At 64.7% G+C, this 15,576-nt stretch carries 14 protein-coding genes; 8 read left to right on the top strand and 6 right to left on the bottom strand.

Going from position 1 to position 15,576, the window contains the following annotated elements; all coding sequences use genetic code 11:
• Positions 1-4 precede the first annotated feature (4 nt).
• The 5 genes from ACFSGJ_RS08120 to ACFSGJ_RS08100 all read right to left on the bottom strand — a co-directional run bounded on the left by ACFSGJ_RS08120 (position 5) and on the right by ACFSGJ_RS08100 (position 5,884).
• Entirely contained in the window at positions 5-1,198 is a 1,194-nt protein-coding gene (locus ACFSGJ_RS08120) for a CaiB/BaiF CoA transferase family protein (protein WP_390260597.1), read from the bottom strand.
• Complete coding sequence (locus ACFSGJ_RS08115) at positions 1,195-2,286, bottom strand: CoA transferase (protein WP_390260595.1); 1,092 nt, start codon at positions 2,284-2,286, stop codon at positions 1,195-1,197. Before ACFSGJ_RS08115 ends, ACFSGJ_RS08120 begins: the two co-directional genes overlap by 4 nt.
• Positions 2,283-3,419: a CaiB/BaiF CoA transferase family protein gene (locus ACFSGJ_RS08110; RefSeq protein ID WP_390260593.1), complete on the bottom strand. Its 1,137-nt coding sequence runs from the start codon at positions 3,417-3,419 to the stop codon at positions 2,283-2,285. Before ACFSGJ_RS08110 ends, ACFSGJ_RS08115 begins: the two co-directional genes overlap by 4 nt.
• Positions 3,420-3,485: 66 nt before the next feature.
• Positions 3,486-4,760, bottom strand: coding sequence for a 2-hydroxyacyl-CoA dehydratase (locus tag ACFSGJ_RS08105; RefSeq protein ID WP_390260591.1), 1,275 nt, complete (start codon positions 4,758-4,760; stop codon positions 3,486-3,488).
• Positions 4,757-5,884 carry a 2-hydroxyacyl-CoA dehydratase family protein gene (locus tag ACFSGJ_RS08100; RefSeq protein ID WP_390260590.1) on the bottom strand — a complete coding sequence of 376 codons (1,128 nt, stop codon included), beginning with the start codon at positions 5,882-5,884 and terminating at the stop codon, positions 4,757-4,759. The genes ACFSGJ_RS08105 and ACFSGJ_RS08100 overlap by 4 nt, the downstream gene beginning before the upstream one ends.
• Positions 5,885-6,004: 120 nt before the next feature.
• Between ACFSGJ_RS08100 and ACFSGJ_RS08095 the strand changes: the two genes are divergently transcribed.
• The 3 genes from ACFSGJ_RS08095 to ACFSGJ_RS08085 all read left to right on the top strand — a co-directional run bounded on the left by ACFSGJ_RS08095 (position 6,005) and on the right by ACFSGJ_RS08085 (position 9,121).
• On the top strand, positions 6,005-6,526 hold the full coding sequence (locus tag ACFSGJ_RS08095; protein ID WP_390260588.1) for a MarR family winged helix-turn-helix transcriptional regulator: 522 nt from the start codon (positions 6,005-6,007) through the stop codon (positions 6,524-6,526).
• Between the two features lie 63 nt (positions 6,527-6,589).
• Complete coding sequence (locus ACFSGJ_RS08090; protein ID WP_390260586.1) at positions 6,590-7,783, top strand: CaiB/BaiF CoA transferase family protein; 1,194 nt, start codon at positions 6,590-6,592, stop codon at positions 7,781-7,783.
• A gap of 93 nt (positions 7,784-7,876) precedes the next feature.
• A complete protein-coding gene (locus ACFSGJ_RS08085; RefSeq protein WP_390260584.1) occupies positions 7,877-9,121 on the top strand; it encodes a cytochrome P450 in 1,245 nt (414 codons plus the stop codon).
• Here the strand turns inward: ACFSGJ_RS08085 and ACFSGJ_RS08080 are convergent.
• On the bottom strand, positions 9,118-9,807 hold the full coding sequence (locus ACFSGJ_RS08080) for a GntR family transcriptional regulator (RefSeq protein WP_390260582.1): 690 nt from the start codon (positions 9,805-9,807) through the stop codon (positions 9,118-9,120). The genes ACFSGJ_RS08085 and ACFSGJ_RS08080 overlap by 4 nt on opposite strands.
• Positions 9,808-9,965: 158 nt before the next feature.
• On the opposite strand from ACFSGJ_RS08080, the gene ACFSGJ_RS08075 reads away from it, so the two are divergent.
• From ACFSGJ_RS08075 to ACFSGJ_RS08055, 5 genes are all read left to right on the top strand, one after another.
• Positions 9,966-11,561 carry an ABC transporter substrate-binding protein gene (locus tag ACFSGJ_RS08075; RefSeq protein ID WP_390260580.1) on the top strand — a complete coding sequence of 532 codons (1,596 nt, stop codon included), beginning with the start codon at positions 9,966-9,968 and terminating at the stop codon, positions 11,559-11,561.
• Positions 11,562-11,628: 67 nt separating this feature from the next.
• Complete coding sequence (locus ACFSGJ_RS08070) at positions 11,629-12,552, top strand: ABC transporter permease (protein ID WP_390260578.1); 924 nt, start codon at positions 11,629-11,631, stop codon at positions 12,550-12,552.
• Positions 12,552-13,454 (top strand): ABC transporter permease, encoded by a 903-nt coding sequence (locus ACFSGJ_RS08065; RefSeq protein ID WP_390260576.1) that lies wholly within the window; start codon positions 12,552-12,554, stop codon positions 13,452-13,454. The genes ACFSGJ_RS08070 and ACFSGJ_RS08065 overlap by 1 nt, the downstream gene beginning before the upstream one ends.
• Complete coding sequence (locus ACFSGJ_RS08060) at positions 13,454-14,479, top strand: ABC transporter ATP-binding protein (RefSeq protein WP_390260574.1); 1,026 nt, start codon at positions 13,454-13,456, stop codon at positions 14,477-14,479. Before ACFSGJ_RS08065 ends, ACFSGJ_RS08060 begins: the two co-directional genes overlap by 1 nt.
• On the top strand, positions 14,476-15,465 hold the full coding sequence (locus ACFSGJ_RS08055; protein WP_390260572.1) for an oligopeptide/dipeptide ABC transporter ATP-binding protein: 990 nt from the start codon (positions 14,476-14,478) through the stop codon (positions 15,463-15,465). Before ACFSGJ_RS08060 ends, ACFSGJ_RS08055 begins: the two co-directional genes overlap by 4 nt.
• Positions 15,466-15,576 lie beyond the last annotated feature (111 nt).

The following is a 15,576-nucleotide window of genomic DNA, read 5'->3' as shown; positions in this document are numbered from 1 at the left end:
TTTTTTAATTGCCGGATACCGGCTGGATGCGGCGCCCCTTCATTTCGCGCACTCGTTCCCGTGAAAAACCCAGGTCCGCCAATACCTCCGCCAATACCTCCTCCGTATCGGCGCCGGGCAAACGCCCCAGATTGCGGATCTCGGTCGCCCCGGACAGGCGCACCGGCGCTCCCAGATGCCGGACCGTGTCTTCCCCGGTCCCAAGATCCATCACCATCCCCCGGGCCGTGTTATGCGGATCTTCCAGCGCCTCGGCGACGTCGAGCACGGGCGCGAACTGGGTGCCTGCCGCACCGAGCAGGTCAAGCCACTCGGCCTGCGTGCGGCTCGCGAAAATCCTGTCGAGGGTCGCACGGATATCCGCGTGATGCGCCGTGGCGTGCTGCAGGGGGATGAAATCCGGCCGGCCCACCGCTTCGCAGAACGCGCGCCAATAGCGGGGCTCCATATCGGTCGTGCAGACGAACTTGCCGTCCCGCGTTCGCCACAGGCCGATATCGGCCCGTCTGGTGCCGCGCGGGGGTATCCGCGAAACATCCGGATAACGCGACAGGACGTTGACCAGCAGGCTCATGGCGCAATCGCTCATCGCGACATCTATGTGCTGGCCCTTTCCGGTCCGGCTCCGGTCCATCAGCGCGGCCAGCGTGGCAAAGGCCGCATGTGTTCCGGTGATGACATCCGCCGCCGGGACGCCGGCAAAGCCTGGCGCGTCGGGATTCTCGCCGATGCGCGACAGGACCCCGGCGATGGCAAGGGCGATGGGGTCGTGACCCGGTTTGTCCCGATAGGGCCCCGTCTGGCCGCAGAGCGTGAGACTGGTATAGATCAGATCCGGCTTGACCGCTGCCAGCGCCTCATATCCCAGCCCCATCTTGTCCATCACGCCGGGCCGATAATCCTCCACCACCACATCGGCGGTGGCCACAAGCGCCTTGATCGCCTCGATTGCATCGGCATCGCCCAGATCGAGCATGACCGAACGTTTGTTCCGGGCGAGGATGTCATTTTCGCGCAAGCGCCTCCGGTCGTCCTCGGTCAGCTTGTCCCAGCCGAAGACCTGCGCTTGTTTTCTGACTTCCCGCGGGTTTTCGATCCGGATGACATCGGCCCCCATATCGGCCAACAGCCAGGTGCAATAGGGGCCGGGCAGGAACTTGGCAAAGTCGAGCACCCGGATATCGGACAAGGCGCTCATTTCGTCACCGGGCGCACTGCCCGCGAGGCAGGCACGGGCCGCGAGAGCGTGCGCCGCGGCGCGCCGGGCGAAGCGGCCCGGAAGAGCGGCCCGGGCAGGCGCGCAACCCCGCCGGTGATTTCGTCGCGGATATCGACAAAGAGACCGCGCGCCGCCAGATGGCGGCTGTTGCGGACATCCTCCGGCGACATGATGACCGACAGGCCCCAGCCGTGATCCAGCGACCATTGCCCCAGCTGTTCACGGGGATGATCGGCAAAGAACCGGGCGAAAACCGATTGCCACCGGTCGATCGTTTCCTGCGGGGTGTCGGCGACAAGGATATTGTCCCAGTCGATATCGGCAAGCTCACCTGCCGCGCCTTGCCTTGCCATGACGTCAACCACGGCGCGCATCATGGACGGGTTGTCGATCATCGACCAGGTCACATAGCCGTCCTTGCACGGCCAGATCTGCCGGACGCCGGATTTGCCGCGCACCAGCATGTTCCCCTGACGGCGCCCCACGCGGCCGCTCCATTGATACATGACCGCCTCGCGATAATTGGCGAGCGTCACGCTCTGGAAGGCCGAGAGATCGGCGGTCTGGCCCTTGCCGGTCCGCCGCCGTGCATAAAGCGCCATCAGCGCGACGGTCGCGGCCTGAATTCCCGTAAGGGCATAGGCCTGCTGTCCGGGGAACTTGAGCGGCGGACCGTCCGGTTCCCCCGTGACATGCATCAGGCCCGACATCGCAAAAAGGGTAAGATCGGTCGCAGGAAGTCCCGCATAGGGGCCATCAGGGCTGAACGATGCCACTTTGACGTGGATGCAGGTCTCCGGCAGGTCCGCGCCAAGCTGAAAACGGTCCCCGTGGCGCTGCCCGTCAAGGATGATATCGGCCCCGGCGGCAAGGCGGCGCACTGCCTCCGGGTCATCGCCCTCAAGTCGGGTCTTGCCATGGTGCCGGGCGATGTCCCGTGCCGGGGCGGGGGCGGTCTCTGGCCCGACGACGGTGACGTCAGCCCCGAGCTCGCTCAGAATCCGCCCGCCGAAATCGGTGAGGCCGTCGGCGATCTCCAATACCCTGATGCCATCGAGGAAGCTCATGCGAGGCTCCCTTGCTCGATCAGCGCGTCTATTTCCGCGGGTTCCAGCCCCAGCAGATCGACAAAGACCTCCCTGTTATGCTGGCCAAGCAGCGGGGCCGGCGTGATGACACCGGGTGTTCCGTGCAGCCGGTAAGGCGGGGCGGGCATGTCGGAACGCCCCAGAACGGGGTGGTCGAGTTCCACGAAATGCCCGGCCTTCCGAAGCTCGGGGTTTTCGCTGATATCCCGCCCGTCCAGAACCGGACCCGCCGGCACCCCCGCGCGGCCAAGCAGGTCGAAAAGCGCGAATTTGTCGTGGCCTGACGTGGCCGCCGCAATCGTGTCCGTGTCGAGGGAAGGGATGTTCAGCGTGGACATCAGGGCCTCGGCCTGCGCCCCGGTTTCCACCACGATCGCGATCCAGCCATCGTCCTCGCGCGTCGGAAACACGCCGTGAAGCAGGCATGACGCATCCTCGTTCCCGGTCTTCGCCGCCGCGTCGCCGGCATATAGATCGGCGATGACGTGCACCATCGGCTCTATCTGCGAAACGTCGACATGCTGGCCCTCGCCGGTGCGGGCGCGGTGTTCCAGCGCCGCCAGAATGGCCACGGTCAGGAACATCGGCGCGACCACATCCCCATAGGCGAGGGGTGGCATATGCGGCGGGGCATCACTCGTGCCGGTCAGCCAGGCGTGGCCGGAATGTGCGGCAGCCGAATTGCCGTATCCGCGAAAACCGGCCATGGGCCCCGTCTTGCCGGCGACCGAGACGCTGGCCAGGATTATGTCAGGCTTGATCTCCCTGAGCATGTCAAAGCCGAGCCCGATGCGTTCCATGAAGCCCGGACCGAAATTCTCGACCACCACGTCGGCCCAGGCGACAAGCGATCTGGCCACCTCGATCCCGCGCGGGTCGGACAGATTGATGCTGACGCTTTTCTTCGAGGTGTTGGTCTGGGCAAAGAAGGCCGAGCCATCCACGTCGGCGGGATCGCCCGCGAAGGGCGGGGACCTGCGACCGAGATCAAGCCGCCGGCGCGATTCTATCTTGATGACGGTCGCCCCGTTATCGGCGAGATCCTTGGTCGCGCGCGGACCCGCCCCGACCCAGGAAAAATCGGCAACCTTCAAACCGCTCAACGCACTCACGGCTTTCCTCCTCCAGCCCATCGCCGATCTTTTTGTCGACAATATTGGTTCACATGTTGAACTAAGTCAAATCCTTTCGAGCAGGATTTCGTCAAGGACAGGGGTGATCGACCGTATCATGGCGGCGCGGTCCCACTGGCGCGGATCGACCATGTCCGACCAGATCTCGATGACCCTGACGCCGGCCTCTTCCAAGGCCTTCTTGGCGAACAGCGAGCCGTGTCCGGAGAAACGATCATGTTCCGGGATCAGCATGAGTGCCACATCGATGCGGTTCCGCCGCGCCTGTTCCACCATCCAGCTGTTGATCCAGGGTGGCTGGTGCAACTGCTCGTTCATGGCCGAAACCCGGGCCGCCAGGGCGCGAAGGGGATCGCCATGGCTTTGCCTGATATAGCCGTCGGCGGCAAAGGGCAGATACATGGACCATGCAAAGACCGCGCCGTGGCTTTCCTCGAACGCGGAATAGAAACTGGTATCGAACCACAAACCGGCGCCTATCCACATCATCCGGATGCGTTCGTCCCTGATGACACTGCTGCCCGACCGGACCCGGTCTGCGACCTCGTCGCGAAACCGCCGGGCATGTTCCATGGCCCAGTCCGATCCGCGATGCCATTGCGGGATCATGACGTTCGGGATCTGCTCGGAAATGCGGATCGGACATTGCGGCGCGGTGGCGATCAGGGCCGCCACCTCTTCAAAGATGCGCTCCTGCTCGTTGATCCGGTCCATGTAATCCGCAAAATCCTCCGGATCGAAGGATCGCCCGGTCAGCGCTTCAAGCTCCTTTATCAGGCCTTTGAACTCCTCGACCATCAGGTCCAGCCGGTCCGAATGATAGAGCGTTTCCCAGTCAGCCCGCGCCAGACGCCACCAGTCCGGTTGGGCGTCCGGCACGCCGGGCGACGACAGGAGCGTCAGGGGCGCCCCGGTTTTTTCCGACCAGAGCGCGAAAATCTTCTGATGGTCGTCGGCGCTTTGGCGCGCGCACAGGATCGACGGCGCCGGCAGACCGCCCCAGGGCTGGCGTTCGGTATTTCCCTCCAGTTCCGCGATGAGGGGCAGGCTCGAATATCGCGCCAGACGCTCATGGAAACCGGCCTGTTCCATGTGGTCGAAATAGAATTCGGACAGTTGCTTGGCCGCGATGATGGCGGACCACCACTGGTTGGTGACGATGGGCAGGCCCATGTGGTGGAACAACTCATGCGGCGTGTCGGCGTTGACAAAGGCATATCGCGCGCCCGAGGTGATCTCGGCACGCAGCGCCTTGGCCCATTCGCGTTGATAATCCGCCGCAATGCGGGTCGACTGCAGCGGTATGTAGTCTTCGCTCATGGTCTGGCCTCCAGAGCCTGCGCAAGGCGCGCCTGCGCTTCCGCAAGCCAGGCCTCGCCCGGGCGCATGTCGCGGAAGCCGAGATTGACGAAGGTGATGCCCCGCGCCGCAAGGGTTGCCGACAAGGCCGGGATCTCCCATCCGAACGTGTCGTCGGTTTGCGCCAACTGGCAGACAACCAGATCGCAGTCCGCGTCGAGTAGCGCGCGGACGATGTTGTCGCGATAGGCCCGAGCGGGCGTGACCCTCGGACAGGACGGATCGGCGGCAAAGGCGCGCAACATGTCATCCAGCCGGGCATGGGCGTTGCCGGTGCAGGGCCAGACCGCCCCAAATCCTTGCTGGTCGCAGACCACGCTACCGTGCCGCTCCAGCATCGCCAGAACATCGGGGCAGGCGAGGGGCGAGCCGACGAGCCCGATGCGACGCCCCATCTTGCGCGGGGCCCGTTCGCCGCCCAGCGCCTGCCCGAGCAACCGCGCATGCACGGCGGCCGGCATGAAGCGCCCCGCGTTTCGCCAGATCCATGCCTCGGTGCCCGAGATGGTGGAAGGGACTTCGCCCTGCATCTCCCGGAGCATCCCGATGCGTTGAATTTCGTCGCTGGCCGCCGCGGCAATGTCCTCGGGCAAAGGGTGACGCAACCCCTGTCCTGCAAGAAAGGCAAAGAGTTTCCCCGCCTGAATGTCGTTGAAACGCCGCACCGCCGCACTGTCGCTATGGACCAGATTCCACAGGAAAAGCGGCGGCGTAACGCCCTTTGCGGGATGCTGGCGGACCCATTCGCTGGCATATTGATAGGCAATCAGCGCCGGCGCATCGTCACGGGCAAATACGATGCCGCGATAGTCCGCAAAAGCTCCGCTGGCGAGCCTGACAAGAAAGTGGCGCACCTCTTCATCGACGAAAGGTTCGATGACGGAAGATATATCATGCGCCCCGGTCGTCATGCCGAAGGACAGATGAACGGGCAGGGCCCCCGCAGCGGCGATCAGGGTTTCGGGCACGCCATTGCCAAAGATGCCGACACGCGGCAGGTCGGAACCGTCGGACCATGTGTCATGCCGGGCCAAGGCTTGTTCAAGCGTCGCCGCGGCGGTGATTGCGGCATCCTGGCTCGACATGTTCCCGGCCTCCCTCTAATATAGTTCACATTATGAACCATATCTTCGGCGGTCAAGGGCGTTGTTTGACAGATTTTCGGGCAGGGGCTACTGACCCCCAACCAGGTTGGAGGAGCGACAATGGAAGGCGCAGATCATGACTTGGAGCATCAAAGGGTCGTCCTTGGTCCGCTGAGGGAAAACCTGCCGTTCCTCACGCGGGCACTGCGCGCCTATATCCGGGCCGAAAACGCGGATTTCTATCAGGCGCTTGATGCGGAACAGGGCGAAATCGTGGTCCTGAGCGTCATCAAGCTCAATCCGGGCATGTCGCAGAACGAACTTGCGGATGCGCTGGTGTTCAAGAAATCCGCCGTCACGAAACTGGTCAAGGATCTGGAGGCGCGGGGCCTGGTGGAGCGCACCAAATCCGCCACCGACAAGCGCTTCAACGCCCTGCAACTGACCGATCCGGGCGAGCAGCGTTACCAGCGCATCAGCACGCTGATCGCCGCGCAGAATGCCGCACTTCTGGAGCCGTTTTCCGAAACGGAGCGGGAGGCGCTGTTTACCTATCTCAACCGGCTTTATGTCCATCTGGGGCAGCGGCACATGCTCCGGACCGGCAAGTCCCCGGCCATCGCGGAAAGCGGGGACGATTAAGCGGCGCTTGACACATCCCTTCCATATAGTTCTCTTAGTGAACTATATGGAAGGAGTTTCAGCGTGGCAAAACCTCTTGCCGGCGTCCGTGTCGCCGATTTCAGTCATGTCATAGCCGGCCCCCTGGCGACGCATTTCCTCTGCCTGTTGGGCGCCGAGGTCATCAAGATCGAGCCGCCCGAAGGGGACGTTCTGCGCAATTACACGCAGCGCAAGGAACTGCGTGGCATGGCCGAGGCGTTCATCGGGGTCAACGCGGGCAAGAAATCGATCGTGCTCGATCTCAAGACCGATGAAGGGCGCGAGGCGGCGCGGCGCCTGGTCGCCACCTCCGACCTTCTGGTAGAGAATTTCCGCCCCGGCGTGATCGACCGGCTGGGCCTTGGCTACGAGACGCTGCGCCGGGACAATCCGGGCCTGATCTTCTGCTCGATTTCCGGCTACGGCCAGTTCGGACCGATGCGCGACTATCCGGCCATCGACCAGATCATCCAGAGCGTCTCGGGCCTCATGGGCCTGTCCGGAGAAGCGGATAGCGGGCCGATGCGCGTAGGGTTTCCCATCGTCGACACCTACAGCGCCCTGCTGGCGGCATTCGCGATGCAGTCCGCCCTGCTTCAGAAACTGCGCGATCCGCAAGGGAAGGGACAGCATATCGACCTGTCCATGCTCGACGCGTCGCTGGTGATGATGGCCTCTGTGGTCAACCCCCTCATGATTTCCGACACCGAACCAAGGCGGACCGGAAACCGGGGCTTTTCGCTGGCGCCGACGGCGGACACATTCGCGACGGCGGACAATGCGATCACCATCGGCGCCGTGCAGCAGAACCAGTATGAAAGACTTTGCAAGGCGCTGGACCGGCAGGATCTGCTTGCCGATCCGCGCTTTGCCGATCCCGACAGCCGCATGGCCAATGATACGGCCCTGCAGGCCGAATTGAAGGCGACCTTCGCAACGCGACCGGCGGCGGAGTGGGAAGAACGGCTTGCCGCAGCCGGCGTACCGGCCGGCGCCGTTCGCCCGGTGCGCGACGTGCTTGACCTGCCGCAGTTGAACGGGCGCGATCTGACGCAAGAGATCGACGTACCGAACGACGCGGTCGGACGCGCCCGTATCCTCAACGCCGGTTTCCTTTTTGCGCATGACGGGCCGGGCGTATCCCTCCCGCCGCCGCGGCTCGGGGAACATACCCATGAAATTCTGCGGGAGCTCGGGCTGTCGCCCCCCGCCACACCCCCGCGCGTCAGGACCTGACGCAAGCGATCGCCGCCACGGCTTGCCAAAGCATCGAGTCTACGTAATTGTCGACAAAATGATGCACAGACGATCTCCCGGAAGGAAACGACCTTGAGCAACCATGCGCCGCCGCCCCCCAAGACCTTCGTCCCGCCGGTCAATACCCTGCATGAATTCGACGCGGATATCGTCGAGGGGTTCGATGATGCCCATACTATGTTCAAGGACCTGCGCGGGCGCTGCCCGGTCGCGCATAGCGCCGATTTCGAGGGGTTCTGGGTCCTGACCCGGTATGACGACGTGATCCGCGCGCTCGCCGATTACGAAAGCTTTTCGACGGCAAATCAGAACGTGGTTCCGCGCGTGGCCACGTCGGGCCGCCGGCCGCCGCTTCATCTCGATCCGCCCGAACATACGCCCTATCGCAGGGCCATCATGCCGCTCTTTCGCCCCGAGCGCATGACCTTCTGGGAGCCGGTCGTCCGGCGGCTGGTTTCCGGGCTTCTCGCGCCCCTTGTCGAGGCGGGGAAATGCGACATCTGCGTCGACTTTTCCTACCGCCTGCCGATTTTCGTGCTGGCCGAGTTCTTCCACATTCCCGCCGCGCAGGCGGAAAGGATCCGGGACATCGGCGCCGACTTCAACCGCGCGCTTCAGGTCCGTGACACGGCGATGCTGGAAAAGACGAGCCTTTTTCTGTACGACGTCGCCCGCGACATCATCGCCCTGCGCAAGGAGGAACCGCTCGACCCGGGCGTGGACCCGACCAGCGCCATGCTCGCCGCCCGCGACGATGACGGAAACCCGCTGCCCGAGCCGATGATCCTGGGCACGATCCGGCAATTGCTGGTCGTGGGCATCATTGCCCCCACGACATTCACCGGCTCGATGGCGATCCATCTGGCGCGTCATCCTGAACATTTCTCCATGCTCAAGGACAATCCGGCGCTGGTTCCCGACGCGCTGGAAGAGCTGTTGCGCCTTTACACGCCCTATCGCGGCTTTGCGCGCACGGCCCGGCACGACATGGAGATCGGCGGCAGGAAGATCATGAAGGACGAACCGATCGCGCTTGCCTTCACCGCGGCCAACCGCGACCCAGCGGCCTTCGATGACCCCGACGCCTTTCGCCTCGACCGCCGGTCCGACCGCAAGCATGTGGCGTTCGGGCGCGGTCCTCACCAATGCGCGGGGGCGCCGCTCGCCCGGCTCATGCTGCGCGTCACGCTGGAAGAGCTGGTCGCGCGCACCGATGGGTGGGACATCGCGGGCCCGATACCGATGACCACCTGGCCGGAATACGGACCGCTCAGCGTTCCGGTCACGTTCAGGTCGTCCGACCGCGCCGGGGGCTAGCGAAAATGAACCTCGGCCAGCCGGATGACATGTTGATTGCCCGCGCGGACATGCGCGCGCATGGCGGCCTCGGCCGCATCCGGTTTGCCGGCCAGGATGGAACTGGTGATGACCTGATGGTCGCGATTGGAGCTTGCCATCGAGTCGTTGGAAAAGCTGCGGGGCAACTGCAGCCGGTAGAGCGGCAGGCGGACACGCGCCAGCGACTGCTCCACATGGCTGTTGCCGGCGATGGTGCAGATGGTCGCATGATACTGAAAGTTCTCGGTATTGTAGCGGTCGACATCGTTATGCGCCTCGGCTTCGTTCAGCCGGTCCTGATGCGCGACAAGCAGGTCGCGCTCTTCGGGGCTCAACTCCTTTTCGGCCGCCAACCGGGCCGAGAGACCCTCCAGCACTTCGCGCACGCGCCCCATGTCCAGAATTTCCGCCCGGGAAAAGCGGCGCACATAGACGCCGCGGTTCTTGATGAATTCCAGATAGCCCTCGCCGACGAGCGTCTTGAACGCCTCGCGGATGCGCCCGCGCCCCACGGCGAACTGCTCTGCCAGGTCGATCTCGATCAGGCGCTGTCCCGGCGCATATCCCCCGCGCTGGATATGGTCCTTGATGCCGTCGGCGATCGCTTCCGCAGAGGCCGTCGCCGAGGCCGTCGCAAAGGCCGTTTCGGTTATCTTGCTGTCCATGGGCGTCACCGGAGGCTGGGGCGCGCGTCACGCCGCGCTTGGTCCTTCATAGGAAGGCGCAGGGCCTTTAGTCAAATGCGCAATCGAATAGTCGACAATTTAGTTGACTATAATGGTGCTACAGATATCAAAGTTCCATAGGGATCGGGGAGGAGCCTATGACCGACGATATTTCCAATACCGTGCGTTGCGGGGCCGTGCGTCGCGGGGCGCTCGGGCTGCTCTGCGGGGCCGCGTTCGCGCTGCACCCTGTGACGCCGGCCTGGGCGCAAGCCGACGATCTGATCATCGCGCTTTCCACCTTTTCCGAAGAAACCATGACACCATGGAGCGGATCGGGCCAGCGCAAGACATATCTCGACGTCGTCTACGAATACCTGACCTATGCCGAACCGGGCACGCTCGAAACGATCCCGGGGCTCGCCGAGTCATGGGAGATGAGCCCTGACGGCAAGACCTGGACCTTCCGGCTGCGCCAGGGCGTGCAGTTCTCGGGCGGCTACGGCGAGATGACGTCGGCCGACGTCGCCTATTCCATCGAGCGCCTGATCCGCGAGGATTCCCGCGCGGGCCCGGCCTCGCCGATGCGGCGGCTGATCGCATCGGTCGAAACACCCGACGACCATACCGTGGTGGTCAACCTGAACTACCCCGATTTCGAACTGGCCCAGGGCTATTTCGGCGCGGCCCAGCAACTCGGGATCGTCTCCAGGGCGCATTTCGACGCGATGGGCGAGGCCGAGGCCGAGGCGCGGCCCATCGGCACCGGCGCCTATGAGCTTTCCTCCATCACGCGCGGTTCGGAAATCGTCATGTCCCTGCGCGACGATATCGAGACCCATTGGCGCGTGCAGCCGGAATTCCCGAACATCGTCTTCAAGGTCGTGCCCGAGGAATCCACCCGCGTCGCAATGCTCCGGACCGGAGAGGCCGACATCGCGCCGATCGGCTTCGACTCCATCCCCTCGGTCCGAAACGCCGGACTGAGCATCGTATCGGCCGAGGCGACCTGGTCGCCCGTCGTCCGGTTCGGCGGACTTATCGAAGGGTCGGAAAACCGCTACAACCCGGATGCCCCCTGGGCGATCCGCGAGGTGCGTCAGGCCCTGAACTATGCCGTGGACAAGCAGACCATCATCGACGAGCTGTTTCACGGCGAGGCAACGGTCGCCGCAAGCGATACCCCGGTTCCGGCCTGGTCGGATGTGGAGCCCTACCCATACGATCCCGACATGGCGCGGCAGCTCCTCCAGGAGGCCGGGTTCGGCAACGGTTTCGACGTCACCATCCGCACCTTCACCACGTCGCCGGGGGCGGAACTGCCGCTCATGGCCGAGGCGGTCGCACTCTACTGGCAGGATATCGGCGTCAACGCGGTCATCGAACCGGTGGACTGGTCCTCATTGCGGACCGAATGGATCGAGGGCCGGGCGACGAACTATGTCTGGACGCATCGCGGCTTTCCGTTCTCCAGCGCCGCCAACGGGCTTGAGGCCGGCTTCATGTCGGCAAGCGTCTTTGCCTCCTACAGCACGCCGACGCTGGAGGCCATGATCCAGGAGTTCTCGACCGAGGAAGACCGCGCGCTGCGCGAGGCCGCGTTCCTTGAGATCGGTCAGCACCTGCGGGATGAGGCTGTGGGCGTCTTCATCGCCCTTGCGAACGAGCCCTGGGGGATCAGCGACAAGGTCGGAGAGTGGAACATCACGACCGCCTATATGTGGAACTTCGACCAGGTGACGCGCGCCGACTGAGGCGCGACAATCTGCGGGCGCCGGGACATCGGCGCCCGCCACTTCCAGACTTCCATCGTGGGGCGCCATGTTCAACATCGTCGTCATCCGGATCGTCGAGGCGCTTGTCGCGCTGATCATGATGAGCCTTGTGATCTTCCTTCTCAGCCGGCTTACGGGCGATCCGGTTGCGCTTTTGCTCGGCGATGGCGCGACCGAGGCCGACAGGCTGCAACTGACGCGGGATCTGGGCCTCGATCAGTCCATCTTCGTTCAGTACCTCACCTTTCTCGGCAATGCCCTGACGGGCGATTTCGGGCGCTCGGTCACGGCGGGAAACCGCCCTGCGCTCGAACTGATCCTGTCGCGGCTGCCGGCCTCGCTCAGCCTCGCGGGGGTCGCGCTGGCCTTTACCCTGGTGCTCGGAATCCTCTTCGGGGTCATGGCGGCCCTGCGGCACAACAGCGTCATCGACGTCGCGGCGCGGCTCATCGCGCTGGTCGGCCAGTCGGTCCCGAGCTTCTGGCTCGGCATCGTGCTCATGTATGTCTTTGCCGTTCAACTGCGCTGGCTGCCGACTTCGGGTTACGGGCAGTGGCAGCATTATATCCTGCCGGCGGCCACGCTGGGCCTCTTTACGCTTGCCGCCATCACACGGCTGGTGCGCTCCTCGATGCTCGAGGCGTTGGGCAGCGAATATATCAAGCTCGCGCGGATCAAGGGTCTGTCGGAACGGGCCGTGGTCTGGAAACATGCGCTGGCCAACAGCCTGATCCCCGTCGTTACCTTCATGGGGACGTTCTTTGCCGTGATGATCACCGGCGCCGTGATCGTCGAGACGGTGTTTTCCTGGCCCGGCATCGGACGGCTGGCCTACGAATCCATCCTCGCCCGCGATTTTCCGGTGGTGCAGGCCGTGGTGCTGGTGATCACCTCGCTCTTCATCATTGCCAATCTTCTGGTCGACATCCTCTACGTGATCATCGATCCCCGTATGCGGAACCGTGACTGATGGCCCATAGCACTTCTGCCCCGGCGGCCCGTTCCCGGCTGATCGCGCCCCTCGCCGATTTCTGGAACAGCCTGGACTGGCCCTTGCGCATCGCGCTTGCGGTGCTGCTGCTCTTTGTCCTTGTCGCGCTCTTCGGCCCGCTGATCACCCCGCATGATCCGCTGCGCGGCTCGCTGCGCGCGCGTCTCCTGCCGCCGGTCTGGCAAGAGGGCGGAAGCTGGGACCACCTTTTCGGGACCGACAGGCTTGGTCGCGACATCCTTTCCCGGATCATCGCCGGCGCCCGCATTTCCCTGACGGTCTGCGTGCTGGTCATCGCGATCGCCGGCACGATCGGGACGGCCGTGGGAACGATCGCGGGCTATTTCGGCGGGTGGGCGGACCGGGTCCTGATGCGGCTCGTCGATCTTGCGCTTTCCTTGCCGGTCATTTTGCTGGCTCTGCTGCTGGGGGCGATTTCCGGCCCCAGCTTTGCCAACATCATCATCGTCATCTCCCTGACGCTGTGGAGCCAATACGCCCGGATGGCGCGTGGCGAAACGCTCAAGATCCGCAACGAGGATTACGTCGACCTCGCGCGGACCTCGGGCCTTTCGGACCTGCGCATCATCCTGCGGCACATCCTGCCCAACATCGCGCCGGCCCTTATCGTCATCGCGACGCTTCAGGTCGGCATCGTCATCGTGCTCGAGGCATCGCTGAGCTTTCTGGGCGTCGGTGTGCCGCCGCCCGCGCCCTCCTGGGGCTCGATGGTCGCCGAGGGGCGGTCCTACATCGCCTCGGCCTGGTGGCTTTGCATGATCCCGGGAATGGCGATCCTCATCACCGTCATGGCCGTGAACCTTCTTGGCGACGCGCTGACCGACCGTATCAATCCCGCGCTTCGGGGGCGCAACATCTGATGACCGAAAATGCCACCCAAACCCTGAACGCCCAACCCTTGCTCTCCCAACCCTTGCTCTCCATGCGCGACGTCTCGGTGCGCCTGGGCCGTGAACCCGGCAGCCCGGCCCTGATCGAACACATCGACCTGTCGATCTGGCCGGGGGAAACCGTGGGCCTTGTGGGCGAAAGCGGGTCTGGCAAGACCACGCTTGGCATGTCTCTGATGCGCCTTTTGCCGGGACTGCTCGACAAGGGCCTGACGGGCGAGGTGCTCTATGACGGTCGCGATCTGCTGCGGATGAGGAAATCCGAACTGACGCAGGTCCGCGGCGCCGAGATATCGATGATCCTGCAGGACCCGATGGCCTCGCTCAATCCGGTCTTCACCGTGGGCGATCAGCTGCGTGAGGGGCTTCGGCTCAACGCGACCGCCACGGGGTCGTTGCAGGACCGGGCCGTCGCCGCGCTCGAAAGCGTGCGTATCCCGTCGCCCAGGGCACGTCTCGACAACCATCCGCATCAGATGAGCGGGGGCATGCGCCAGCGTGTCGTGGGCGCCATCGCGCTGACCCGCGGCCCGCGCCTCCTTGTCGCGGACGAGCCGACCACCTCGCTCGATGTCACCATCCAGTACCAGTTTCTGGACCTGCTCAAGGAACTCCAGAACCAGACAGGGATGGCGATGCTGTTCATCACCCACGATTTCGGCGTCGTCGCCCGGATGTGCGACCGGGTCGTCGTCATGTATGCCGGCCAGATCGTCGAGCAGGGCCGGGTGCGGGACATCTTCCGGCGGCCCCGACACTGGTATACCAGCGCGCTTCTTGACAGCGTGCCGACCGTGGATCATGCGCCGGACCGGCTGCCGACCATTCCCGGCTCTCCTCCCTCCGTTACCGCCCGCCCGCAGGGCTACCGGTTCCACCCGCGATGCGCCAATGCGCAGGCCCGGTGCCGGGTCGCGATGCCGCCCCTCGACGCAGGGGCCGACCATGCCGTGCGCTGCTGGTTCCCGCTCGACAAAGAGCGGGTCGCGGCATGACCGGCGCCATCCTTTCCGCGCGCAATCTGGGGCGCGTGTTCCGGGTCCGGCACAAGGGGCGCCGGCAGGACCTTCACGCGGTGAGCGATCTGGACATGGACCTCATGCCCGGCAAGACGCTGGGGGTGGTGGGCGAATCCGGCTGCGGCAAGACGACCCTCAACCGGATGCTGCTGCTGCTCGACCGCCCGACGACCGGGCAGGTGATTTTCAACGGCATCGAAAGCAGCGGGATGACGGCGCAGGACCGGCTGGAATTCCGCCGGGCCGTGCAGCCGGTGTTCCAGAACCCGTTCTCCTCGCTCGATCCCCGGATGCGCGTGGGCAAGATCATCGCCGAGCCGCTCTCGGCCACTCCCGGCATGACACGGGACGCCGTCGACCGGCGGGTCGGCGAGGTGCTCGGGGCGGTCGGTCTCAGCCCCGCCGACGCCCGCCGCTTTCCCAACGAATTTTCCGGCGGCCAGCGGCAGCGTATCGCGATTGCGCGCGCCATCGCCCCGAAGCCCCGGGTCCTGATGCTGGACGAACCGGTCTCGTCGCAGGACATTTCGATCCGCGCGCAGATCCTGAACATCCTGAAGGACCTGCAGGACGAATACGGGCTGGGCTGCATCTTCATTTCCCATGATCTCGCGACCGTGCGCTTCATGGCGGATGACGTCATCGTCATGTATCTGGGCCGCGTGATCGAGCGCGGGACAGCGCGCGCGATCTGCACGGCGCCTGAACACCCCTATACCAAGGCCCTTCTGGCAGCGGCCCTGCCGCCAGACCCGGATGCGCCCCCGGCCGAGCTTCCGCCGCAGGGCGAAATTCCCAGCCCGCTCGATCCGCCGCAGGGATGTCCCTATCACACCCGCTGCCCGCTCCGGTTCGGGCGCTGCGACCGGGAACGTCCGGCCATGCACGCCGCACCCCATGGGGGTCTCGCGGCCTGTCACCTGCTCGACCCCGACCCGCGCGAACCTGCGGCCCGCCCATGACGCCGGACCCTGCCGCAACGGGCGGCACTGGCGCGCGCTCCGCCATCCCGTAACCATCCACCACCCGCCACCTTTTTCGGCGCCGCCTTGCCGGGGCCGGGCTGTCATGGG

Origin of the sequence: Halodurantibacterium flavum (genome assembly GCF_042681825.1) — a bacterium.
Classification (GTDB): Bacteria; Pseudomonadota; Alphaproteobacteria; order Rhodobacterales; family Rhodobacteraceae; genus Halodurantibacterium; species Halodurantibacterium flavum.
This window is presented reverse-complemented; position numbering and strand designations above follow the sequence as displayed.